A 23,498-nucleotide genomic window follows, 5' to 3' on the forward strand; every position below is an offset into this window, starting at 1 on the left:
AAATAAATTATACATCTATAACGGGTATATAAACTAAATACTCTCAAAAAGGGGTGAAAGCTTCATTACAGTCAGAGGGCACATATTCTATATTCACCATTGCACAAATGTCTCACACGCTTTATTCTTTTCCGTGAAGCAAAAGGAAGGGTATCAATGCCATCTAAACTTACGCGTAACCAAATATTGGTTCTGAACACTTTAAAGAATGCACGAGGACCTTTAAGCGCTTATGCGATTCTTGATCATTTACGCAAAGAAGGATTTCGTGCACCTCTCCAAGTTTATCGTGCATTAGAAAAACTTGTCGAATTAAAGTGTATTCACCGTCTTGAAAGTGTAAATGCTTTTATGGCCTGTTTACATCCTGAAAATTGTCAACACGAACTCACAACTTTCATCATTTGTGAGAATTGTGGCAAAGTAAACGAAATACAAGACCAAACTATTATATCCAGCCTTAAACAAATGGTGCAAGCGGTTGGCTTCCAAGCGCGGAGAAGCACCTTAGAAATACAAGGCATTTGTAAAAAATGCGCATGCTCAACAGACTAATATCCCTACACTTGCAAGTTTATATATTTAGCATTATGTGTTATTATTTGCTTATTGCATGAAAAGCTCTTATTCCCCTGCTGCATAATCACTTTCTTGTTCTTGTGTAGCGATGAGGTTATTTTATTCATTGAATTGAAAGTATAGAATCCATGTCTAGATCTGAAGCAAAGGTTTCAACAAACAAGTACTTTAATAAGATGGAAAAAAAGAAAATCATTAATGCTCTTCTTATCGTTCTTACGCTTTTTGTACTTTGGTTTAGCTATAAATGGATAACACAATGGCGTTATATGCTTACCACTGAAGATGCCTATGTACAAGGAGACATAGCAGCTATTGCCCCTAAATTAAATGGATATATTGAAAGAATAGCTATTAAAGCTAACCAAATTGTAAAAAAAGGCGATATCCTATTCCACTTAGACAATGGCGATTATCAAATAGCCTTGAAACAGACAGAAGCCCGTCTCAACACACAACAAAAAACTCTTCTCCGTATTGGTGCACAAATTACAGCTGCTCATAGTGCTCTAGATGACGCGCAAGCACAAAAAGCTGCCGCTTCAGCTATAGCAACTCATGCACAACTAACTCTAAAACGCACCACAGAACTTAAAGCTAGTCGTTATGCCCCTCAATCCAATGTTGATGATGCCAAATCAACTTATGAACAAGCCATTGCTAATGTTGATCGCGCCAATGCACAAATAGCTGCAGCACGTGCGAATATCCAAGTGCTAGAAGCGCAACGCAGTGAAACAGAAAGCCAAACGAAGAGCTTAGAACTCACACGTGAAAAGGCACAACGTGATCTTGATTCAACCATTATACGGGCTCCATTCGATGGAATTATTGGAAATTTAACAGCAAAAACAGGGGATTTTGTTATGAATGGCCAACGTCTTGCGGCATTAGTTCCCATACATGCACTTTATATTGAAGCGAATTATAAAGAAACACAGTTGCAAGACATTCACGCTGGACAAACAGCTTATATTACTATTGATGCCTTCCAAAAAGATGTGTTTACAGGTACAGTACTTTCTATTGCACCTGCAACAGGAGCTATTTTTTCTCTTCTCCCTCCACAAAATGCCACCGGCAATTTCACTAAGATTGTTCAACGCATTCCTGTACGTATCTCTATTCCAGAAAAAATATTAAAAACCGGACGTATTCGAGCAGGAATGAGTGTTTCAGTAGAGATTGATACACGCACAAAGCCGCAGGATAAAAACCTTTTATAACAAAAAGCAAATGACCTTACTATGACATCTTCTATACCAGAATTTACACATTCTCAAGAGCATACAGAAACCCGTAAAATCGTAGTTTTCATTGCTATGGCCTTTGGTATGTTCATGGCTATTTTAGATATCCAAATCGTTTCCTCCTCTTTAGCTGAAATTCAAGCTGGTCTTTCAGCAAGTTCTGAAGAGATTTCATGGGTTCAAACCTCCTATCTCATCGCTGAAGTCATCATGTTGCCCCTTTCTGGATTCTTAGGAAGACTGCTTTCAACACGCGTTTTCTTTAGCATATCAGCTGTCGGATTTACGATTACTTCTGTTCTTTGTGCAACAGCAACATCTATTGAAGAGATGATTGTGTACCGAGCACTCCAAGGTTTTATTGGAGGAGGAATTATCCCTAGTGTTTTTGTCGCCTCCTATATACTTTTTCCTCCTTCTAAACGCCCAATTGTTACCCCTATCGTAGGGCTAGTAGCAACGTTAGCTCCCACTATTGGTCCAACAGTGGGAGGCTATCTTTGTCATATCTTATCATGGCACTGGCTCTTTCTTATCAATGTACCCTGCGGGATTATTATCTCAATTCTCGCTTGGAAATTGATTGATTTTGATAAAGCAAACCCCTCTTTAATGTCTAAATTTGACTGGTTAGGACTCATTTCTATGGCTGTTTTTCTAGGAACTTTAGAGTATATTCTAGAAGAGGGTGCGCGTCATGATTGGTTAAGTGACAATCTCATCCTAAAATTATTCATTATTATGATCCTATCTGCCGGCTTATTCTTCTGGCGCGCTTTTACTGCTAAAGAACCTATCGTTGATCTCTCAGCTTTTTCTAATTTCAATTTTTCGACCGCAGCAGTTTTTTCTTTTATGCTTGGAATCGGTCTTTATGGTCTCACATATCTTTATCCTGTCTATTTGAGCCAAATCCGTCATTATGATGCACTCATGATAGGAGAAACATTGTTTCTTTCAGGGTTCGTCATGCTATTAACTGCACCCCTTGCTGGATTTCTTTCAGCACGCATTGATGCACGTTTAATGATGGCGATAGGACTTTTTGGCTTTGCATTAGGAACTTGGATGGCGAGCTCTATCACAGATAACTGGGGCTTTGAGGAATTCTTTTGGCCTCAAGTTTTCCGTGGCTCTTCTGTTATGTTATGCATGGTCCCCATTAATAACATTGCCCTCGGATCACTCCCACCAGACCGAATGCAAAATGCCTCTGGACTTTTTAATCTTACACGTAATCTTGGTGGTGCCGTAGGACTTGCTATTATCAGCACTCTTATGACAAAACGCACAGACCTACATTATGGACGAATAGCCGAAACCGTCCACCACGGAAACAACCAAGCAACGGAAATGCTTTCAAACCTTACTATATACTTTAACTCCATGACTTTTGATCCGCATGCTCTTGCTCTCCTCCAACTTTTTAATATGGCACGCATCCAAGCAATGATTATGGCTTTTAGCGATATTTTCTTTATAATAACCATTATCTTTAGCGTCTTGACATTCCTGACCATTTTTCTCAAAAAAACACCACCTCTCTCTGATGCCCCTACAAGCCACTGAATGTAACTGTATGAAAGTCGGGGAATGTTTTTCTTTTCAACAATTTCATGTATATGTATCTCCTAAAAATGTTAGAAACAAAACTTTACATTAAATAATTGTATCTAAACGAGATCTTACAAAATGCAAAGCTTGCCGTACTTAACAATAATCATCCATCATAAATTTTGTCAAAGTCGTTTTAAATTCAAGAAAGTCATTGGTGTTCTCAGTAGAAGAGAAAAATTATTACAGAAAATAAATTCAAGATAAAAAAGAAACGGTAATACGAAATAAAGCTATTCTAAAAACCTTATATCGTATAAAAACACCCTGCCGCCACCAGCAAAGATGATACGCAAAGCCCTCAATTTTAAAAAACAAAGTAAAGGGAACTTCAAGCCACTTTATGACACTGAAAACGACTCAAACCTTCCCTTTCTCCACTAGGGAGCAAAACCCCATGGCATGCGGCAAGATACTCTGGTATCAATTCTAATGCTTGAAAACGATGTTTTTCATAAGGACCAGGCATTGCCAAATTCTCTGTTAAGCTGTTTGAAAAACCAAAACGCTGATAAAACTCAGTATCACCTACAAGTAAGATAGCGCCATAACCCTGTTTTTTTGCTGTTCCAATTGCATGCTGCATAAGAAACGATCCTATGCCTATACCGGAATACTTCGCTGAAACAGCCAGAGGCCCCAAAAGCAAAGCCTGCCGTGTGCCATTTTTTCCTTTGTTAAATCGAACATGCCAAAGACGTACACTACCCACAAGCTCTCCAAGCGCATTTTTAACAACAAAGGACAGCCCACACGCAGCCAACTGTCCACGACGCAAAGTTTCCGACGATTTACGCTTACGCCCTATCCCTAAAGCTAAATCAAGTAAACGCTCGCGATGTGGTTTATCAATGTCTTGTTCACCTGAAAGTGTAAAAAATGCACCATCTTTGGTTTGAAAATATATCATACTCACCTTTATCACACGCCCCACTCTAATCTTTGTCATCATAAAGAAAAATTTAAATCACGTAGGAGCGCAAAGGCTCAAAACCATTAAAAGCAACAGATGCATAAGTTGCTGTGTAAGCACCAGTACCATGAATCAACAACTCATCCCCTACCGTAAGAGACAAAGGCAACATATAAGGTGTTTTTTCATAAAGAACATCTGCAGAATCGCATGTTGGACCCGCTAAAATACAAGGCTCCATTGCCTTATTACCATGAGGCGTTTCAATAGGATAGCGAATTGCTTCATCCATAGTCTCAACAAGACCATTAAACTTTCCAACATCAAGATATACCCATCGAACATTATCATTGTCTGCTTTTTTAGATATTAAAACAACTTCTGTGCGAATAACACCAGCGTTACCGACCATCCCACGCCCCGGTTCAATGATCGTCTCAGGAATACGATTGCCGAAATATTTCTTTAATGAATCAAAAACAGCCGTACCATAAGCTTGCTCTGTAGGAACGTTTTTCAAATAACGCGTTGGAAAACCACCCCCCATATTAACCAACTTCAATGAAATTCCTTCTTGCTCCAAATGCCTAAAAACTATAGCTGCATCCGATAAAGCACGATCCCATGCACTAAGATCTGTCTGCTGAGACCCTACATGAAAAGAAACGCCATACGCTTGCAAGCCTAATTGATGCGCCCGACGTAAAACGTCAACCGCCATAGTAGGAACACAGCCAAATTTGCGTGACAATGGCCACTCGGCTCCTTTTCCGTCAGTAAGAACGCGGCAAAAAACACGAGCTCCAGGAGCAGCACGCGCAATTTTTTCCACTTCTTCAACACAATCAACCGCATAAAGCGAAATACCTAATGCATATGCATGCGCAATATCACGCTCCTTTTTAATAGTATTCCCAAAAGAAATACGATCACACGTTGCTCCCGCTTTTAAAGCCATTTCAATTTCTGCAACAGAAGCTGCATCAAAAGACGAGCCTAAAGAAACAAGCAAACTCAAAATCTCAGGAGCTGGATTTGCCTTTATCGCATAAAAAATACGAGACTGTGGAAGAGCTTTTTCAAAATTTAAATAATTTTCACGGACAACATCAAGGTCAACAACTAGGCATGGACCATCAAAACAATGTGTTGCAAGAAAATCGCGAATACGTTTCGTCATCATCTACCAATTCTCCTAGGGAACAAAATCCCTACCCTACGCCTAGACAGCATAGAGCCGCCAACAGCTAAAGTACAAAACACACACAATAGCTACCCCCATTCTGATTATTCAAATAACCAGAAATTAGCATTGCATACAGCAAAAAACAGCGCGACAAACCGCGTTGCTCTACTTTATCTGCCTTTTTGATTGGAGTTGAAAAACCACTTCCGCACTGAAGGCAATGAGGTGTGCCTCTATAGTTATCCCAGCATTTGGACAGCTGGAAGACACCAGAAAGGCCCGCACCGTCGTTGCTTCAAGATGTCCTCACTCTTTCGGTTGGCCGTAAGAATGACTGGAGCGGTTAGTTCCAGGTACCGTACCGGTTAATCTCACCATTTGAGAACCAGCGGACACCCACAGGCACGTGCGACTTTGGGCAAATCCTTGTATAAAACGAATCCTTATTCATTTCAATCATTTTTTCTATTTTAAACATTTTTTAATTTTTAACGATAAAATGATGTAAAAAAGCAACAACAACCTCATGTAGATAAGTCACTTTATCCCCCTTTATGGAGTGCAGCCTTCACGAAATTCCCACATCATTGTGTTACTAACTTTACAATCCTTCTTTAAAAAATCTCTTTACTTGGGCTTCTTAATTCCATCCCCAATACCGCCTAGAAAGTATAACGCAAAATCTATGAGATATGACCATCTTTACGTTATGGAGTCAAACCAGTAGCATCATTTATATTTATCTATAGCACACCTGCTCTTAACATTAACATAGCGCGTTAATCGTATGTTTCAGCCTATTCTAAAACAGCTTTTCAAATCACAGTTCCCCTTTAGGCTATTTTCCCTATTGGACTACCATAGCGCTGTTTTTACTGTTTCAGAATTAAAAGCATTTGAAATAACTAAGCATTGTAACATCAAGAATATTGGCTCGAGATGCATAATGCTAATATATTTATAAATAAATTGCTTAATCTTTACACAAAATAAAAGACCAAGCAAAAATCAGCTTTATAAAATACTTTCTCACTGACTCCGAAAACTTATTCTCTCTTAATAAAAAAACTAAAATTTAAAGCCTTAAAATACAATACCTTTTAAGACTCTAGATGAGAATCAATTGCACGCAATTTTGTTAATTGGAACTGCTTATGACGTTCGCGAAAACGCTGCCTATCAGCGTCACTTTTCGTATTATAACAAGCATCACACGAAACACCTTCTTCATAATGAACCGATAATTTGCTTTCAGCATTAAGAGGAGAACGACATGCATGACACAATTCACGCCCACACTCTTCAAGACCATGTTTAACAGAAACACGCTCATCAAAAACAAAACACTCGCCCCACCACAAACTTTTCTCCTTAGGAATTGTTTCCAAATATTTCAGAATCCCACCTTTTAAATGGTAAACCTGATCATAACCAAGATCACGCACATAAGCTGTTGATTTTTCACAGCGAATCCCACCTGTACAGAACATGGCAATTTTCTTTTTCTTCTTTAAATCAGCTTCGTGCTTGAGCACCCATTCAGGAAATTCCCGAAATGTCTTAATACGTGGATCAATCGCTCCTTGAAAACTTCCGAGCGCATATTCATAATCGTTACGCGTATCAATGAGAATCGTGTCTTCATCTTGAATAAGGGCATTCCAATCTTCAGGAGCAACATAAGTACCAACAACCTTTAACGGATTAACGCCTTCAACCCCCATTGTGACAATCTCTTTTTTCAACCGCACTTTTATGCGATGAAAAGGCATTTTCGATGCCCATGAATATTTAATCTCCGGCGTTTGAAATGCAGGCTCAGCTGTAATAAAATTGACCAACGCTTCAATCGCAGCACAAGACCCTGCAACAGTTCCATTGATTCCTTCTTGTGCTAAAAGCAGTGTTCCTTTGATACCCTTTGCTTGACATAAATCCAGCAAAGGTTTCTGTAATTGACAATAATGCTTCAAATCTGCGAAGCAATAAACAGCAGCAACTTTAAAATTCTTTTCCATAAGTCTTGCCATAACGCGCGTTTCATTCAATTTCAAGATCTATTCATCTACTCTTTAACATATTATGCTTAATCAAACTATGCAGATAACCCCATCTCTTAGAGAAAAAACACCATGTGCCAAAAAATAAATCACCTTTTAACACTTCTCCAAACACAAACTGTCATACCTGTTTTGTGCATTGACGATCTCCAAATGGCCGTACCATTAGCACGGGCTCTTGTCAAAGGTGGATTGAAAACAATGGAGATCACATTGCGAACACCTAATGCATATGATGCAATAGAAGCAATCACACAAGAAGTGCCGCAAGCAATCGTTGGAGCAGGAACAATTCTCAACACTATACATTATGAACGAGCCGAACGCGCAGGAGCAAAATTTATCATAAGCCCTGGATCATCAAACGAATTAATTGATTGTGCAAAAAACAGCGAAATCCCCCTTCTCCCCAGTGTAATGACACCAAGTGAATTAATGCAAGCATGGAATAAAGGCTATTCATATTTTAAATTTTTCCCCGCTGAAGCAGCGGGGGGTATAGACTTTATTCAAGCCTTAGCATCCCCCTTTTCTGAAATCAGATTTTGTCCAACAGGCGGCATTACACAAAAAAATGCAGCTCAATGGCTCCAACTTTCTAACGTCTTCTGTGTTGGTGGTTCTTGGATAACCCCCAAACAGCTTATTACGGCAAATGATTGGGATACTATCAGCGTATTAGCACATGCAGCAACACAGCTCCCCTCTCATCCAACAAAAGCACGCTCCACAACATAAGACGCTGGTGCATTATTGGCACCTTCAACAAGACCAAAAGATTCACACATCCTTGCACAATCCTTTAGCATTGCCATAGAGCCACAAATCATCACACGATCTTCATCAGGGTGAATTCTTGGCAAACCTGTCGTTTCAAAAAAAGTGCCACTTTCCATAACCGTCGTAATGCGGCCCATATGCTCAGAAGGTTCACGAGTGGTCATAGGATAAAATTTCAACTGTTGTATATATTCACTAATCAACGGGTCTTGTTGTAAAGAGATAACAAGATCTTTTGCATAAGCAAGCTCATCCCGCTCACGGGTTGTTTGAATAAGAATTACTTCTGAAAATTTTTCATAAGTTTCAGGATCACGAATAAGACTTGCAAATGGAGCAACTCCCGTCCCTGTTGAAAGAAGATAAAGACGTTTTCCAGGAATAAGAGCATCAAGAACCAATGTTCCAGTAGACTTCTTACGCATTAAAACTGTATCATCCATTTTAATTTTTTGGAGATGTTCGGTTAACGGTCCTCCCGGAACTTTGATAGAAAAAAACTCAAGCTGCTCATCCCAAAATGGACTGGCTATCGAATAAGCACGATAAATTGGCTTTTCTGCGTTTGGCAAACCAATCATAACAAATTCACCAGAACGAAAACGAAAATTTTCTGGACGATTCAGACGAAATTTAAACAAACGGTCTGTATAATGATAAACTTCTTGGACGGTAAGCGCGAATACATTTTCAGGAATTGGAAAGTTTGATGCAACGCCGCTGATATTTAACTGATCCTTCGTAGCAGACGTATTCATAATACTCTCCCTTATCTCTTTTTGAATATGGACTCAAGATTTCTAAAATGATATAATACTTGTGCAGTCATATGCCAATATTTCTCCTAAAACATAAACCTTTATTTAACCGACATTTAACATCCCCCAGAAAACAACTCTTTTCATTGTACACAGAGCTAAGCGTTTTACATCAAAAGATTGCTTTAATGGCACATAGTCCAATATAAATTGTTAATAATTTTAACAATAACAAACCGTACACACATCCTTTCCATATATCATAGAAACCTATATGAAGTCACTAAAGGGAATTTCGTGTCTCACTGACTCAAGAGAGGCTTTTAAAATGAACAAATCCGTTAATGATGAAGCAAACGCATTACTTCCTTATACAGCTGTAGCAACCATCGATGTACGTGCTATTGTTGCGAATTACATAGCTTTAACCCAACGTGTTACTCCAATTGAATGTTCTGCAGTCGTAAAAGCGGATGCCTACGGGTTAGGTGCTGACCAAATTGCCCCTGCACTTTATCAAGCTGGTTGCCGCAGTTTTTTTGTAGCCCAAATCGAAGAAGCACTACAATTAAAAAATATTTTACCAGAAAATGTCACGCTTGCTCTTCTTAACGAGCTGCCACAAAATACAGAAGAGCTTATAGCTCAAGCAGGAATTATTCCTGTTTTGAACTCTTGGGACACACTTGAAAGCTGGCAAACACTTTGTCAAAAAAAAGATAAAAAGTTTCCTGCAATTGTTCAAATCGATACCAGCATGAACCGATTAGGGCTTGATAAAAAAGAATTACAAAAACTCATCAAACAACCTACAATTTTCGAAAAAGCAGAAATAAAATACATTCTTAGTCACCTTGCAAATGGAGATAATGCCACCCATTCATTCAATTATACACAATTAGCTGCTTTCAAGACCGTACTTGCACAATTGCCCACCTGTAAAGCCTCATTTGCCAATTCTGGAGGCATTTTTCTAGGACCAGATTTCTATTTTGACCTTGTTCGCCCAGGCATTGCACTTTACGGTGTCGATCCTCACGGAAAATACCCAACACCTCTTAAACCTGTTTTAAAACTTGAAGCCCAAGTTCTTCAAAGCCGCTTTATTGATGCAGGAGTACCTATCGGTTATGGAGGAAGCTTCATTACTCGCAGACCAAGCACTCTTGCAACCATTTCTATCGGCTATGCAGATGGTTGGCCACGCATTCTTTCGAATAAGGGTGCAGTTTATTTTAATGGGCACAAACTCCCTATTGTTGGACGCATTTCTATGGATTCCACTATCGTGGATGCTACCGAGCTTGATAAAAAACCTCAAAGAGGCGATTGGGTAGAACTCATTGGTCTCCACCAAACACTTGAAAAAGTATCGACAGACGCCAACACCATTCCTAACGAAATTCTGACATCTCTAGGGAAGCGCTATAAACGCATTTACATTTAAAACTCTCTAAAAAAAACAAAGTGATAAAAATCATCAATGGCTTTCCGTACACCAGAAAAGAACAATACAAACTAAAAGAAAGTAATATCATCCTGTTATTACTAATCATATGGACATGAAAAAGCCCACACATTTTATGTGGGCTTTTTTCTTCATATAAATAAATTTAATACGTATTCCCCCATGGTGGACAAGAACAAATAAGCATTCTATCTCCGGCAACATTATCAATACGCGAAACAGGAGGCCAATATTTATTTGCTGGATCAAGATAAGAATTGGGAAAAGCCGCCTCTTGTCGTGAATAAGGTCGCGTCCAAGTATCCTCTAAAGTATCTACCAATGTATGTGGTGCATTTACCAAAGGATTATCTTCTTTAGGCCAAATACCCGCACCGACTTTCTGAGCTTCTTCAGCAATAGAGAGCAAAGCATCACAAAAACGATCAATTTCTGCTTTTGGCTCTGATTCCGTTGGTTCAATCATCAAAGTTCCAGCAACAGGAAACGACATCGTTGGTGCATGAAACCCATAATCAATCAAACGTTTTGCAATATCATCAACACTCACCCCATATTGCTCTTTCAACACGCGTGTATCCACAATACATTCGTGCGCAACTCGTCCATGCTTGCCTCTATAAAGAATGGAATAAGCTTGTGAAAGACGCGTAGCAATATAATTTGCATTCAAAATTGCCGTTTGTGTTGCGTATTTCAAGCCATCGGCGCCCATCATTCGGATATACATCCACGTAATAACAAGAATAGATGCACTTCCGTAAGGAGCCGCTGAAACCGCATATGTTGACCCATCTTGTTCATGACCTGGTAAAAAAGGCTTCAAATGTGCCGCCACGCCAATCGGCCCCACACCAGGGCCACCACCACCATGGGGAATGGCAAATGTTTTGTGAAGGTTCATATGACAAACATCTGCCCCAATATCTGCTGGACGAGCAAGCCCAACAAGTGCATTTAAATTAGCTCCATCAAAATAAACTTGCCCACCATTTTCGTGGATAATAGAACAAATGTCCTTAATGTTTTCCTCATAAACACCATGGGTTGAAGGATAGGTGATCATGAGAGCTGCCAATTTATCCTTATGCAATTGTGCTTTCATTTTGAGATCATCAACATCAACATCACCATCACTCAAGCATTTCACCACAATGACTTCCATACCCGCCATATGAGCTGAAGCTGGATTGGTACCATGTGCAGATGCAGGAATGAGACAAAGTGTGCGTTGATGATCTCCCCGTGATTGGTGATATCGACGGATAGCTAAAAGCCCCGCATATTCACCTTGAGCACCAGAATTTGGTTGGAAAGAAACTTGTGCAAACCCTGTGATTTCACACAACCACGCATTTAGTTGATTAATCATTTCCAAATAACCCATCACATCCTCTTTAGGTGCAAAGGGGTGTATATTAGCTACCGTAGGCCAACTCACAGGCATCAACTCAGCTGCTGCATTAAGTTTCATCGTACAAGAGCCAAGCGGAATCATTGCCCGATCTAATGCCAAATCCTTATCAGACAAACGACGCAAAAAGCGTATCATGTCCGTTTCTGAATGAACTGCATGAAAAAACGGCTGCGAAAGAAAAGCAGCATCACGTCTTTTCCCTATAAGTCTTGGAGAAACTTGATCAACTAATTGTGCACCAAAAAGCTGCGCTAAAGCATAAGCGTCTTCTTGTGTTGACAATTCATCAAAATTGATCACAATTTGATCATCATCGAGAACACGAACAAGACGCCCACCTGCTTTCGCTTGACGCGCAATCTCTCGAGCTTTTCCCTCAACAGAAATGCTTACACAATCAAAAAAAGTTTCCCCTTCACAAAGAATACCCTCTGCCTCTAAACCAGCAACAAAGCGGCAAGTTAAATGATGAATCCGCTGAGCAATTTCCTGCAAGCCTTGCGGTCCATGCCAAACAGCATAAGCTGTTGCCATATTTGCCAACAAAGCCTGTGCTGTACAAATATTCGATGTCGCTTTATCACGCCGGATATGTTGTTCACGTGTCTGCAATGCTAAACGAAAACCAACGCGTCCTTTTGTATCAACAGATTGACCTACAATACGTCCTGGAATGAGGCGGGTTAAAGCTTCGCTTACCGCGAGATAACCAGCATGAGGACCTCCAAACCCCATGGGAACGCCATAACGCTGCATGGAACCGACAACAATATCAGCCCCCCATTGCGCTGGTGGCTCCATTAGAGTAAGAGCTAAAGGATCTGCAACAACAATCACCAGAGCTCCTTTTGCCTTTGCCTCTTTAATAACATCAGTGTAATCGTTAAAAGAACCTTTTGTATCCGGCCAAGACAAAACAATCGCAGCTGTATCAGAGCAAATTTCACTCTTTTCGCTTATATGAATCCCTTGTGTTTCGGCACGCGTTTGCGCAACATTCAACGTCTGGGGATGCAAAAGACTTTGAACTGAAATTTTTGTCTTTTTCTCACGCGCAAAACGTACAGCCAACGCGTTGGCTTCAGCTAAAGCTGTTGCTTCATCAAGAAGTGAAGCAGCTGCAACAGGCAAACCGGTGAGTTCACTCACCAATGTCTGAAAATAAAATAAAAGCTCTAAACGACCTTGGCTAATTTCTGCCTGATAGGGTGTATAAGCAGTGTACCAAGCTGGATTTTCAAAAAGATTCCGCAAAATAACGGGAGGCACATAAGTTCCATGATATCCCTGCCCAATAAAACTTTTGTGCACATGATTACGTTCCATCATCTTGGATAATTCTTCCAAAGCTTGCCCTTCATTTGCAGCCTTTGGGAGATTAAGAGAACGCCCCAAATAGATAGAATGGGGAACAGCTTGAGAAACGAGCGTGTCAACACAATCTAGCTCTAAAACATCAAGCATTTTTTGTGTTTCATCAGGACGAAGTCCAATATGGCGAGAAAAAAAATGACGCTCTAACATAGCACTTACCCAATCAGTGCTTTATAAGCAGCCTCATCCAGCAACCCTTCAAGTTGCGTTGCGTCCTGCAATGTCATTTTCCAGAGCCAGCCTTCTTTTTCAGCCTTTTGGTTTACCAATTCAGGACTATTTGCCAATGCTTCATTCATTTCAACCACTTCACCATCAAGAGGAGCATAAACATCCGAAGCTGCCTTCACTGACTCCACAACAGCAGCAGAATCCCCCTTGGAAAGTTGCGTCCCCTTTTTTGGCAAATCAACAAAAACCAAATCCCCTAACTGTTCTTGAGCATAATGTGTAATCCCAACAGTAACCACTTGTCCTTCAACACTGAGCCATTCATGATCTTGCGTAAAATAAATTTCAGACATAAAATTATCCTTTAAAATAACGTTGTTCAACAAAAGGAAGTGAATGGACAGACAATGCAATCTTTTTGCCACGCAACTCCGTAAAGACTTCCGTTCCTTCCACTTTCAAACCAACAGGAACATACCCCATCGCGACAGGACCATCAAAAGAAGGACCAAAACCACCTGACGTCACCACACCAATTTGATTTCCCTTATCATCGAAAAGTATCGCACCCGCACGAATAGGTTGACGCGTTTGCGGTTTTAATCCAACACGACAACGAGAAGGACCTTTCTGAAAAGCTTCAAGAAAAGCTTTTGCTCCATAAAATTGCGCTTTGTCTCGAACATTTTTGGTAACAGCCCATGTCAATGCAGCGTCAATAGGCGTAGTATCGGGCGTAATATCATTCCCATGTAAACACAATCCTGCTTCTAACCGAAGACTATCACGCGCTGCAAGACCAACCCATTCAACACGAGAATCTCTCAACAATTTTTCAGCCAATGCATGTGCTTGCCCTATAGGAAGAGCAATTTCAAAACCATCTTCTCCCGTATAACCAGAACGCGTTATAAACCAATCTTGTTGTGGCTCAAATCCTTGCATAAACAACAGCTCATTACCAGACACCCCAGCGTCAGCCATAACAGCTGCCGCTTGTGGACCTTGAAGAGCAAGCAACACCCTATCAAGAGCAATTACTTGACAGTCAAAATCAACAGCACGCCTTTCAAGCTCCACAAGATCCGCTTGTGCATTCCCAGCATTGGCTACAAGCATAAAACGATTTTCTGCCAAACGGGTAATAATAAGGTCATCAAGGATACCTGCTTGCTCATTAAGCAAATAATTATACCGTGATTGACCAATTTTTAACAATGCTGCATCAACAGGGAGAGCGTACGATAAATATTCTGCTGCTTGCGCCCCCTCAACGGTAATCAATTTCATATGAGAAATATCGAAAAGTCCTGCATGTGCACGCGTATGAAGATGCTCCTTCAATACTCCAAGAGGGTAGGTCAACGGCATTTGCCAACCGGCAAAAACACCAAATTTCGCTCCAGCCTTTTCATGCAATTTATGTAAAGGAAGCATCTTTAAAGAAGATGTTTCAAATTCTTGTGATGTACCCATAATATCTCCAAAGCTGCACTAACGCCCACACAATATGGACATCTCTGCACCCCTCTGTCAAAAACCTGAGAGACTCGCGAAAAGAAATTTCGCTTACACCTTCGGCGCGGATCTTTCCGACTTTCCAGACCTGTCTTTCTCCTTTTACGGTCCTTAGAGCCTGAGAGATTATGGGCTATTTTCCCCTTCGGCGGCAGGTGCGAAAGTTTGCAATCTGCACTCTCCCGCAAAAGAATGAAAGAAACGATAACGCTCTTCCCGACATATTTCAATCTATAGCCTATCTTTAGCACACTGTCATTAGTAAAGTGATGAGAAAACTCTATTTTTAAACTTGCATAAACTGTTTTAAAAGACTTACAATGAAGGAAGTTTGAGCATTATGAAAATTATAGATGTCCTTGCTTTTAAAAATTAAGGAGAAAAATTGCAACAGCCATAAACAAAAACACGTTTTGAGAAAATACAAAATTTCGTGCACTTACGTACATTTAAAGAATCTCAAAGCAATATCTTTCCTTGCACGATCCAACCCAAACTATGGAGTTTTATATTTTTTAAAAGTAAATATTTCAGATATTTTATAAATTATAGTCTTAACACACAAAAGGTTGGCTTTTCTTCTCTCTCGATTTTTTGCCTCTCAATAGTGTCATAAATTGCGGTTATTATATACCAAACTTCATCGAACAAAGGTTACAAATACTCATGAAAGCTGGTAATATCCATTACAATTGTGAAAATGATCTACCAAAGCAAATTGCTCTTTTCCCCGTAGAAGGTGCACTCTTACTACCAGGTGGTTTTTTATCACTCAACATTTTTGAGCCAGAAGCACTCGAAATGGTTGAAAATGTTATGGTATCCAATCGTTTATTAGGAATCATTCAACCCCTTTCATCAAATACAGACCGCTTCTCCTCACCACTTTATAAAATAGGCTGTATAGGGCGCATTACAAACTACAACGAAACGGGAAATGGGCATCTTTTCATTATACTACAAGGCGTTTGTCGCTTTACCGTAGAACAGGAGTTGGTGAACACAAAACCCTATCGAACTGCTCTCATCCGCTCAAACATAAAAGACTTACAAGAACCTGACATGGTAGAAAGCATTAATCGAGAAAATCTCCTCAACATTGTTGAGAAATATCTCATCATACATGAAATAGAATATAACTGGAGTAGTATCATACAAGCCCCCACGCCTCTATTGGTTAATGCTTTTTCAGCTCTTATTCCTTTTACACCAGCAGAAAAACAAGCTTTACTCGAAGCTCCAGACATTGGAAATCGCGCCCAAACTCTTCTGGCTTTAACTGAACGCTCCCTTATGAAACAAACAGGGGCGCTTTACCATTTAAACTAATAAACCCATTTAAACTAATAAACATTGAAACATGAAAAAATGACTACCGACCCTAAAATGCTCGAATTGCTCGTCTGTCCACTCACAGGGGAATCGCTTTCTTTAAACCGAGAAACACAAGAATTAATTTCATTCAAAGCAAAACTTGCCTATCCTATTCGCAACGGCGTACCCATTATGCTTGCCTCAGAAGCCCGTCCTTTGCAGCACAATGAAAAAGCAATGCATAAAAAATAAACAGATTTCATTCAATTTTTTCTGTAGCAACCTGTTATCAATTAATTCTCCGTCAAGAGATATTCTTTGTTCACGAATTTTCCAGTATTCTCTTATCCCAGTAAAGTAGTTCTGGAAGAAATCAGCACCGTCATCTATTTACCCACTCCATCAATGTTACACTTATCGTATGAAGACAGTCCTTAAAAAGCATACTGCGTTCTTTTTAAAACGTTTTTTATCCATATATTGCTTCCTTTCATGACAGAGACAAAATATTTTTTACTTCCGAATGAGAGGATACAACACCATTAAAGAAATAAAGATACCCCAAGTAATACTTTAACCTCTGAGTAAAGCATAATCAAAAAGAATGAACAGAAAATTGATCAAAATCCTACCAAAACAGGGAGAAGAATTGCAATAGTTGAATGGCAATTTGAGAAAGACCAACAAACAAAATTGTTTTAATTATGATTAAGGATTTAAAGAAAGTACCCTATGAATTAAACTTGTAATTTTGACGTATCTGCAGCGGTCAATAGAGACTGGAAGCCCTATAATCTCGAATATAAAAATGAACCCGCTTCACGCGTATTGCGGAATTCTGGTAGCTCTTTTTATATCGCAACGCTATAAATACTAAAAGCATGACGCTGTTTGAGTTCAATACTTTCAAGCCACGCAATATCAATGGGAAGGTGCTCGCACCCAGCGGAGATAAGATGCAAACTAAAAATCCACATTTTAATGACATTTCTGTAGGTAAAAATTCGCTTCAGAAAAAAAAACGTGAACTTTCTCAAAAACAATTAGACGATCATTTAGGCGTAACTTTCCAACAAATCCAAAAGTATAAGAAAGGAATAAACTCTGTGGAAGCAGAACTCTTGCAAGAAATTACCAAGATACTGGATGTCCCTCTTTCTTTTACACTGACATCTCAATAAAAAGATGCCCTAATACAATTACGATGAAGGAATAGCGTGCAAAGCAGACAGTACATAAAAAATATCACTCGCGCAATAACTGATGCAATCATTACAAAATTCAAATCTCTCAAGGGAAACAATTGACAGAAGATGAAGAACGCACTAGATTTGCACGCTATCAAAAGAGATGCCCATACGGCTTGGCATCAAATGTTTAAATTTTCTCAATTTCACAGATCCAGAAGGGCGATATATTATTCAAAATGATCACTCTGTCGCATTATAGAGTATGATGAACCTGCACAAAATTGGGTCTCTGAAAATCAACAATATAATTTTATGTTCCTTGGCCAACTTGCCCTCTCTTGAGTACAGCCCAAGGAAGAAAGGTCTGAGAGGGATAGGAGTATGAAAAATGAGTTTTAAAATTGCAGTTGTCGGCGCGACTGGAAACGTTGGTCGTGAAATGCTTACAATTCTCGAAGAACGCGGTTTTCCTGCCCGTGAAGTGGTCCCTTTGGCATCACGACGCTCATTAGGACAAGATGTTTCTTATGGTGACAAAACTTTAAAAGTAAAAGCACTTGATGCTTATGATTTTTCTGAAATAGATCTTTGCCTCATGTCAGCGGGGGGAAGCATTTCTAAAGAATATGCCCCTAAAATTGCTGCTACCGGCTGTGTGATCATCGATAATTCATCCACTTGGCGTTATGATGCAAATGTCCCGTTGATTGTACCTGAAGTGAATGCACACGCTGTTGATGGTTTTTTCAAACGTAATATTATAGCAAACCCTAATTGTTCAACAATTCAACTTGTCTTAGCCTTAAAACCTCTCCATGATGCAGCAATTATTAAACGTGTTGTTGTATCCACTTATCAATCGGTTTCTGGAGCTGGTAAAGAAGGTATGGATGAACTCTTTGAACAGTCACGAGCGGTTTTTGTTGCAGATCCAATCTCATCAAAAAAATTCACCAAACGTATTGCTTTTAACGTCATTCCCCATATCGATGTGTTCATGGAAGATGGCTATACCAAAGAAGAATGGAAAATGACGGTTGAAACAAAGAAAATTCTTGACCCTAAAATTAAATTAACAGCCACCGCCGTTCGGGTACCTGTTTTTATCGGTCACGCTGAAGCTGTAAATGTTGAATTTGAAAAACCACTAAGCGCCCATGAAGCACAAACCATTCTGCGCGATGCTCCCGGCTGCCAACTCATCGATAAACACGAAGATGGCGGTTATATAACGCCTTATGAATGTACAGGAGAGAATGACACCTTTATTAGCCGTATTCGTGAAGATATCACGGTCGAAAATGGTTTAGCTTTCTGGGTTGTTGCTGACAATTTAAAAAAAGGAGCAGCATTAAATGCCATTCAAATTGCTGAATTGCTCATTTCTCGTAATTTGATAAAACCTAAAGCGACCTAAAAAAGGAGCAGCACAAAGTGTTTTTTTTCACTTCATGCTGCCGTAATCTTCCTGTTTCTCTCCCAAGAACAGTGAATTTTTTTATCCTTATGGAGCAGGATAAGTCACAATGCGGTAACGCGTTTCATTGCGTTCAAAATTTTTGAAATTGACATCATTGGGGAAAAAAGGATTATAAGACGTTACATGCTTTACAGACACACCTCGTGCCTTTGGTGATGGGTTAAAAATTGTACGCTCGTCCCTTTTTTTTACACCTGTAGAATCAATGATCATATCTGTTCTGTACAATTTTTGCATGTTTTTCCGTGTTTTTTGAGGCACCCTCATAGATTTGAAATGAGGAGCAACCTGCTTCACTTTTCCTGTTTGTGTTTTTATCATAGAGTTCGGCTTCATACGCATATGTGCAAAAGAAATCGTAGGAACATTGTTAACATTTAAATAACGTGCCGACGCCCAACCATCCCTTCTATTATAACGAAGAGAACACCAAGCTTTATTGGAAAGACACCCATGAATGTGCACTTTCCCTCCAGTTGGGACGGTAGTGATAATTTTGTAAGCTGTCGCTGGTCCTGTGCGTAAAACCGCCTTCCCTGACGCTACACGAGCAACTGTTCCAGCTACCGCATGAGAAACAGTCATTCCAAACCCCAATCCACCTATAGCTAAAAAAATCATTATGGTTGATAAAAAATTCTTTTTTAACATTATTTTTCTTCCTCTCCAGAGTATGAAAGGCAAAATATTTGTTATTGCAAAAATTTGCCACGTTTCAGTCAAATAGTGATAAATTCTTGTGTCACCTTCAAAAATCCATCACATTTAGAGAATAGCTCTCTTACTTTGTCCCCTACCGCCCTATACACTGGGCTATTGTTTTGATTGCGCAATATTCGACGCATAGATTTACTGCTAAAATATTATCTGATTGCTTGGCTATTCAGCCAATCATCACTTAAAGAAGTTTTGAAAGTGCTATTGGTTCCCCAAACAAATAACTGCGATACAAGAATTATTATCTCAATTAAGAAATAATACCGCGAGCGCATTATGTTGTTTTTCAAAGAATGCTTACAGTATAGGAAAAAATAACATTCTTTTTTAAATAAAAATGATTGAATATTCTATAAAGCTTTTATAAGCTTAAATTCACTTAAAATAGTACAGAATTATATTTTCTTCCCTCAACAAGTCTTTTGGAAAAGAAAAAAGGATAAACATACATGACATTAAAGAAATTATCTCGGAATGCCACCATCGGATTCCTCCTTCCTCTCTTTGCACTTTTCTTGTCTGTTTCCTTTTCCATGGCAGCAGACAAATCAAAGATCAAACTCGGTACTATGGAAGGGCATGAAGCAACTATTTGGAAAGTTGCTGCCGAACAAGCTAAAAAAGCGGGTTTAGAGATTGAACTTGTTTATTTTTCTGATTACACTTTGCCTAACGATGCTGTTAACGCAGGAGAGATTGATGCGAATGCTTTTCAACACTCCCCTTATCTTAAAAATCAAATTGAACAGCGTGGCTACAAACTTTCAACTGTGGGGTACACATTTATTGCTCCCATTGGTGTTTATTCACACAAAATCAAAGATTTAAAAGAACTGCGTGATGGCGCACATGTCGGCATTCCTAACGACCCATCAAATGGTGGAAGAGCCTTACTTCTTCTCAATTCTCTAAATCTCATTAAGTTAAAAGATCCTCACGATATTCTGGCTTCTCCGCTTGATATTATTGAAAACCCTAAAAACTTGCAAATTCGTGAATTAGATGCCGGTATGTTAGGACGAGCGGTTGATGATTTTGATATTGCGATTGTAAACACAAACTGGGCTTTGGTTTCTGGATTAGACCTACAAAAAGATGCGATAGCATGGGAAAAAGCAGAAAATAATCCTTATAATAATATCATTGTTGTGCGCACCAGCGATAAAGATGAGCCGTGGGTCAAAAAATTAGTTGCTGCTTACAATAACGAGACTGTCCGTGCGAAAATCAAAGAAATTTTCGGGCCAGCAGCGATAACATCTTGGTAATTACGCCAAATTGGTAGTTATGAATGGAAAAACCCGCTCTGATCTCCTTAAAAAACGTCAGCCGTTATTTTAACAAAACGGCTGGCATTCCGGCTGTTGACAATTTATCTCTCAATATCCATGCAGGTGAAATTCTTGGCATCATTGGTCGTAGTGGAGCAGGAAAATCAACGCTTATTCGCTGCTTAAATGGACTAGAGAGAATTGACGCAGGGTCTATTTTTTTTGAAGGCGTAGATGTTTCAAATCTGTCAGAAATAGAATGGGCGCCTTACCGCCAGCGTATTGGAATGATTTTTCAACATTTCAATCTTTTATCATCACAAAATATTCTTAATAACATCGCATTACCACTTAAATTAAGTGGTATAAACAAAAAACAGCGCTACAAACGTACCCTTGAACTCATCGAATTGGTGGGTTTATGTGGTAAAGAGCACTGTTACCCAGCAGAATTGTCAGGAGGGCAAAAACAACGCGTTGGCATTGCGCGCTCTTTAGCTGCTAATCCTAAAATATTGTTATCAGATGAAGCAACCTCTGCTCTGGACCCTGAAACAACACAATCTATTCTGGAACTTCTTGCTGATATTAACAATCGCCTCAATCTCACTATTGTACTCATTACCCACGAAATGGAAGTTGTACGCACTATTGCGCATCGTGTTGTTGTCCTCAATCAAGGACGCATTATGGAACAAGGACGTGTGAAAGACATTTTCACATCTCCGCAAGAAGAAACAACCATTGCCATGCTCAAACTTGTTACTCCACAACTTCCTGAAAAATTTGCAAAAAATCTTAAACCAATAGGTCAAGAAGCTGTTATTGAAATCAATATTGCAGGTGAAATTGCCCAACAACCTTTTCTCAATCTTTTGGAAGATGAAATCGGTTTAAGAGCACGTATTCTGCATGGTGGTATTGATACAGTCCAAGGAGAAACCATCGGGCGACTATTCTTAGGTCTCCCAACAAAAGATAAAGAAGCTTTAGACAAAGCTGTTCAGTGGTTGGCAGAAAAAGGCCGATATTGCGAGGTTTTAGGTTATGTTTAATGTTCTCTCTCATGAGCTCCCCAACGCCGCTTTTGATACAATCTTGATGACGATAAGTGCTTCTTTGATGGCACTCATTGTGGGGCTTCCCCTTGGCCTTCTACTTTACACAACTGCACGTGGAGGGATTTTTGCCTCCTGTCTTATCAACCGCCCTTTGAGTATCCTCATTGATAGTATTCGCGCCATTCCCTTTATTATTCTTGCATTTTATCTTCTTCCTCTTACCCGTATGGTTGTAGGAAGAGGTGTGGGAATGCCTTCTGTGATCTTTGTACTCACCATCTCAGCTATTCCTTTTTATGCACGAATGGCAGAACTCTCTTTTAAAACCGTTGAAAATGGGCTGATTGAAGCTGTTCGTTCCATGGGAGCGAGCCGTCTTCAAATTATTAGGCATGTTCTTATTCCTGAAGCACTTCCTAGCCTAATTACAGGTTTTACAGTCATGATTATTTCTCTTATAGGGGCCACTTCACTTGCTGGATATCTCGGTGGAGGCGGTTTAGGCGACATGGCAATTCGCTATGGCTACCAGCGTTACAATACCTCCATTATGACAAGTGTCATCATCCTTTTGATCATTCTTAATGTTATTACTCAATGGTCCTCTGATAAAATTGTGCAAAAATTGAATAAGAAAAGACATTAAAATGTAACAGTTTGCGTTTTTTCCAACCATCATAATAAACAGTAAAAATAATTTAGGTGATATAAAAGTCCACCATAGTTATCAGCATTGTAATGGCTCTATTATGACAAGTATCATCATCCTTTTCTGTTCTTCATATTATTATCCAATGGACTTCTGCTAAAACTGTGTAGAAACTTGATAAAACAACATATTAAAATAATTCATGAGTTCTCAGATTTTTCGCCAACCATAGCAATAATAAGCCACTGAGCAGTGAGAGCTGGTTTTTTTAACTGTTCAATTTCCACCGTGACTCCATAATGAAAAACAACTCTACCAGAAGGACGAATCTCAGCATCATCCAAAACAAAACGAGCACGTACCTGTGCACCTTTTTTCACAGGGCTCATAAAGCGCACTTTATCAAAACCATAATTAATCCCCATTTTTGCACCTTCCAACTCTGGAAGTGCTTCATAAGCTAACGTAGACAAAAGTGATAAGGTTAAAAAACCATGCGCGATAGTACCACCAAAAGGTGTGTTTTTAGCCTTTTCTTCATCTACGTGGATCCATTGATGATCATCTGTTGCTTGTGCGAATTGATTAATCATATCCTGCGTAACAAGACGCCACTGAGATAATCCTACTTCTTTCCCAATAAAATTGACGACATCTTGTACTGCTATTTTTTGCTGCATAACACCATTCCTGTTTTATTTGATAAAAATACCGCAACCCTCTTGCTT

Annotated in this window: 21 protein-coding genes and 1 riboswitch; of the genes, 12 read left to right on the forward strand and 9 right to left on the reverse strand. The window is 39.4% G+C overall.

What is annotated here, in order from left to right:
• The first annotated feature begins 156 nt into the window (after positions 1–156).
• From GQO39_RS06180 to GQO39_RS06190, 3 genes are all read left to right on the forward strand, one after another.
• The gene (locus GQO39_RS06180) at positions 157–555 is read left to right on the forward strand and encodes a Fur family transcriptional regulator (protein WP_007553887.1); all 399 of its coding nucleotides are present in this window, start codon (positions 157–159) and stop codon (positions 553–555) included.
• A gap of 152 nt (positions 556–707) precedes the next feature.
• Positions 708–1,805, forward strand: a complete 1,098-nt coding sequence (locus tag GQO39_RS06185) for an HlyD family secretion protein (RefSeq protein WP_156851416.1) — start codon at positions 708–710, stop codon at positions 1,803–1,805.
• Between the two features lie 21 nt (positions 1,806–1,826).
• A complete protein-coding gene (locus GQO39_RS06190; RefSeq protein WP_156851417.1) occupies positions 1,827–3,398 on the forward strand; it encodes a DHA2 family efflux MFS transporter permease subunit in 1,572 nt (523 codons plus the stop codon).
• 376 nt (positions 3,399–3,774) lie between these two features.
• Here GQO39_RS06190 and GQO39_RS06195 read toward each other — a convergent pair whose 3' ends face one another.
• From GQO39_RS06195 to trhO, 3 genes are all read right to left on the reverse strand, one after another.
• Positions 3,775–4,353 carry a GNAT family N-acetyltransferase gene (locus GQO39_RS06195; protein ID WP_198039424.1) on the reverse strand — a complete coding sequence of 193 codons (579 nt, stop codon included), beginning with the start codon at positions 4,351–4,353 and terminating at the stop codon, positions 3,775–3,777.
• A gap of 52 nt (positions 4,354–4,405) precedes the next feature.
• A complete protein-coding gene (locus GQO39_RS06200; protein WP_007553892.1) occupies positions 4,406–5,539 on the reverse strand; it encodes a type III PLP-dependent enzyme in 1,134 nt (377 codons plus the stop codon).
• A gap of 1,103 nt (positions 5,540–6,642) precedes the next feature.
• Positions 6,643–7,560, reverse strand: coding sequence for an oxygen-dependent tRNA uridine(34) hydroxylase TrhO (gene trhO, locus GQO39_RS06205; RefSeq protein ID WP_156851437.1), 918 nt, complete (start codon positions 7,558–7,560; stop codon positions 6,643–6,645).
• A 114-nt stretch (positions 7,561–7,674) separates the two neighbouring features.
• Between trhO and eda the strand changes: the two genes are divergently transcribed.
• On the forward strand, positions 7,675–8,340 hold the full coding sequence (eda, locus tag GQO39_RS06210) for a bifunctional 4-hydroxy-2-oxoglutarate aldolase/2-dehydro-3-deoxy-phosphogluconate aldolase (protein ID WP_156851419.1): 666 nt from the start codon (positions 7,675–7,677) through the stop codon (positions 8,338–8,340).
• Here the strand turns inward: eda and GQO39_RS06215 are convergent.
• Positions 8,310–9,140 (reverse strand): ferredoxin--NADP reductase, encoded by an 831-nt coding sequence (locus tag GQO39_RS06215; RefSeq protein WP_156851420.1) that lies wholly within the window; start codon positions 9,138–9,140, stop codon positions 8,310–8,312. The genes eda and GQO39_RS06215 overlap by 31 nt on opposite strands.
• Before the next feature lie 328 nt (positions 9,141–9,468).
• Here GQO39_RS06215 and alr point away from each other — a divergent pair, with 328 nt between their 5' ends.
• On the forward strand, positions 9,469–10,587 hold the full coding sequence (alr, locus tag GQO39_RS06220; protein WP_156851421.1) for an alanine racemase: 1,119 nt from the start codon (positions 9,469–9,471) through the stop codon (positions 10,585–10,587).
• Positions 10,588–10,753: 166 nt separating this feature from the next.
• Here alr and gcvP read toward each other — a convergent pair whose 3' ends face one another.
• From gcvP to gcvT, 3 genes are read right to left on the reverse strand one after another with little or no spacing between them, the layout of a single operon-like run.
• Complete coding sequence (gene gcvP, locus GQO39_RS06225) at positions 10,754–13,549, reverse strand: aminomethyl-transferring glycine dehydrogenase (protein WP_156851422.1); 2,796 nt, start codon at positions 13,547–13,549, stop codon at positions 10,754–10,756.
• A gap of 5 nt (positions 13,550–13,554) precedes the next feature.
• On the reverse strand, positions 13,555–13,923 hold the full coding sequence (gene gcvH / locus GQO39_RS06230) for a glycine cleavage system protein GcvH (RefSeq protein WP_007553900.1): 369 nt from the start codon (positions 13,921–13,923) through the stop codon (positions 13,555–13,557).
• A gap of 4 nt (positions 13,924–13,927) precedes the next feature.
• Positions 13,928–15,046, reverse strand: coding sequence for a glycine cleavage system aminomethyltransferase GcvT (gcvT, locus tag GQO39_RS06235; RefSeq protein ID WP_156851423.1), 1,119 nt, complete (start codon positions 15,044–15,046; stop codon positions 13,928–13,930).
• A gap of 137 nt (positions 15,047–15,183) precedes the next feature.
• Positions 15,184–15,283: riboswitch (glycine riboswitch) on the reverse strand.
• A 471-nt stretch (positions 15,284–15,754) separates the two neighbouring features.
• On the opposite strand from gcvT, the gene GQO39_RS06240 reads away from it, so the two are divergent.
• The 4 genes from GQO39_RS06240 (at position 15,755) to GQO39_RS06255 (ending at position 19,009) form a co-directional block, all read left to right on the forward strand.
• Positions 15,755–16,417 (forward strand): LON peptidase substrate-binding domain-containing protein, encoded by a 663-nt coding sequence (locus GQO39_RS06240; RefSeq protein ID WP_156851424.1) that lies wholly within the window; start codon positions 15,755–15,757, stop codon positions 16,415–16,417.
• 39 nt (positions 16,418–16,456) lie between these two features.
• Positions 16,457–16,654, forward strand: coding sequence for a Trm112 family protein (locus GQO39_RS06245; RefSeq protein ID WP_156851425.1), 198 nt, complete (start codon positions 16,457–16,459; stop codon positions 16,652–16,654).
• Positions 16,655–17,358: 704 nt separating this feature from the next.
• The gene (locus tag GQO39_RS06250; protein WP_156851426.1) at positions 17,359–17,583 is read left to right on the forward strand and encodes a helix-turn-helix domain-containing protein; all 225 of its coding nucleotides are present in this window, start codon (positions 17,359–17,361) and stop codon (positions 17,581–17,583) included.
• A gap of 397 nt (positions 17,584–17,980) precedes the next feature.
• Positions 17,981–19,009 carry an aspartate-semialdehyde dehydrogenase gene (locus tag GQO39_RS06255; protein ID WP_156851427.1) on the forward strand — a complete coding sequence of 343 codons (1,029 nt, stop codon included), beginning with the start codon at positions 17,981–17,983 and terminating at the stop codon, positions 19,007–19,009.
• Positions 19,010–19,096: 87 nt separating this feature from the next.
• On the opposite strand, the gene GQO39_RS06260 is transcribed toward GQO39_RS06255, so the two are convergent.
• The gene (locus GQO39_RS06260) at positions 19,097–19,723 is read right to left on the reverse strand and encodes an SH3 domain-containing protein (RefSeq protein WP_156851428.1); all 627 of its coding nucleotides are present in this window, start codon (positions 19,721–19,723) and stop codon (positions 19,097–19,099) included.
• 515 nt (positions 19,724–20,238) lie between these two features.
• On the opposite strand from GQO39_RS06260, the gene GQO39_RS06265 reads away from it, so the two are divergent.
• The 3 genes from GQO39_RS06265 to GQO39_RS06275 are packed head-to-tail and all read left to right on the forward strand — an operon-like array spanning position 20,239 to position 22,767.
• Positions 20,239–21,057, forward strand: coding sequence for a MetQ/NlpA family ABC transporter substrate-binding protein (locus GQO39_RS06265; protein ID WP_156851429.1), 819 nt, complete (start codon positions 20,239–20,241; stop codon positions 21,055–21,057).
• Between the two features lie 23 nt (positions 21,058–21,080).
• A complete protein-coding gene (locus GQO39_RS06270; RefSeq protein WP_156851430.1) occupies positions 21,081–22,115 on the forward strand; it encodes a methionine ABC transporter ATP-binding protein in 1,035 nt (344 codons plus the stop codon).
• The gene (locus tag GQO39_RS06275) at positions 22,108–22,767 is read left to right on the forward strand and encodes a methionine ABC transporter permease (RefSeq protein ID WP_156851431.1); all 660 of its coding nucleotides are present in this window, start codon (positions 22,108–22,110) and stop codon (positions 22,765–22,767) included. Before GQO39_RS06270 ends, GQO39_RS06275 begins: the two co-directional genes overlap by 8 nt.
• Positions 22,768–22,970: 203 nt before the next feature.
• Here the strand turns inward: GQO39_RS06275 and GQO39_RS06280 are convergent, their stop codons facing one another.
• On the reverse strand, positions 22,971–23,450 hold the full coding sequence (locus tag GQO39_RS06280; protein ID WP_156851432.1) for a MaoC family dehydratase: 480 nt from the start codon (positions 23,448–23,450) through the stop codon (positions 22,971–22,973).
• Between the last annotated feature and the right edge of the window lie 48 nt (positions 23,451–23,498).

It is taken from the genome of Bartonella refiksaydamii (assembly GCF_902652675.1).
Classification (GTDB): Bacteria; Pseudomonadota; Alphaproteobacteria; order Rhizobiales; family Rhizobiaceae; genus Bartonella; species Bartonella refiksaydamii.

Bases quoted from the DNA above. Each gene is read 5' to 3' on its own strand.
- gcvH (WP_007553900.1), bottom strand. From the start codon at position 13,923: ATGTCTGAAATTTATTTTACGCAAGATCATGAATGGCTCAGTGTTGAA.
- GQO39_RS06190 (WP_156851417.1), top strand. From the start codon at position 1,827: ATGACATCTTCTATACCAGAATTTACACATTCTCAAGAGCATACAGAA.
- GQO39_RS06215 (WP_156851420.1), bottom strand. From the start codon at position 9,140: ATGAATACGTCTGCTACGAAGGATCAGTTAAATATCAGCGGCGTTGCA.
- GQO39_RS06260 (WP_156851428.1), bottom strand. From the start codon at position 19,723: ATGTTAAAAAAGAATTTTTTATCAACCATAATGATTTTTTTAGCTATA.
- gcvT (WP_156851423.1), bottom strand. From the start codon at position 15,046: ATGGGTACATCACAAGAATTTGAAACATCTTCTTTAAAGATGCTTCCT.
- GQO39_RS06245 (WP_156851425.1), top strand. From the start codon at position 16,457: ATGACTACCGACCCTAAAATGCTCGAATTGCTCGTCTGTCCACTCACA.
- GQO39_RS06265 (WP_156851429.1), top strand. From the start codon at position 20,239: ATGACATTAAAGAAATTATCTCGGAATGCCACCATCGGATTCCTCCTT.
- GQO39_RS06240 (WP_156851424.1), top strand. From the start codon at position 15,755: ATGAAAGCTGGTAATATCCATTACAATTGTGAAAATGATCTACCAAAG.
- eda (WP_156851419.1), top strand. From the start codon at position 7,675: ATGTGCCAAAAAATAAATCACCTTTTAACACTTCTCCAAACACAAACT.
- GQO39_RS06275 (WP_156851431.1), top strand. From the start codon at position 22,108: ATGTTTAATGTTCTCTCTCATGAGCTCCCCAACGCCGCTTTTGATACA.
- gcvP (WP_156851422.1), bottom strand. From the start codon at position 13,549: ATGTTAGAGCGTCATTTTTTTTCTCGCCATATTGGACTTCGTCCTGAT.
- alr (WP_156851421.1), top strand. From the start codon at position 9,469: ATGAACAAATCCGTTAATGATGAAGCAAACGCATTACTTCCTTATACA.
- trhO (WP_156851437.1), bottom strand. From the start codon at position 7,560: ATGGAAAAGAATTTTAAAGTTGCTGCTGTTTATTGCTTCGCAGATTTG.
- GQO39_RS06250 (WP_156851426.1), top strand. From the start codon at position 17,359: ATGCAAACTAAAAATCCACATTTTAATGACATTTCTGTAGGTAAAAAT.
- GQO39_RS06185 (WP_156851416.1), top strand. From the start codon at position 708: ATGTCTAGATCTGAAGCAAAGGTTTCAACAAACAAGTACTTTAATAAG.
- GQO39_RS06270 (WP_156851430.1), top strand. From the start codon at position 21,081: ATGGAAAAACCCGCTCTGATCTCCTTAAAAAACGTCAGCCGTTATTTT.
- GQO39_RS06180 (WP_007553887.1), top strand. From the start codon at position 157: ATGCCATCTAAACTTACGCGTAACCAAATATTGGTTCTGAACACTTTA.
- GQO39_RS06255 (WP_156851427.1), top strand. From the start codon at position 17,981: ATGAGTTTTAAAATTGCAGTTGTCGGCGCGACTGGAAACGTTGGTCGT.
- GQO39_RS06200 (WP_007553892.1), bottom strand. From the start codon at position 5,539: ATGATGACGAAACGTATTCGCGATTTTCTTGCAACACATTGTTTTGAT.
- GQO39_RS06195 (WP_198039424.1), bottom strand. From the start codon at position 4,353: ATGATATATTTTCAAACCAAAGATGGTGCATTTTTTACACTTTCAGGT.
- GQO39_RS06280 (WP_156851432.1), bottom strand. From the start codon at position 23,450: ATGCAGCAAAAAATAGCAGTACAAGATGTCGTCAATTTTATTGGGAAA.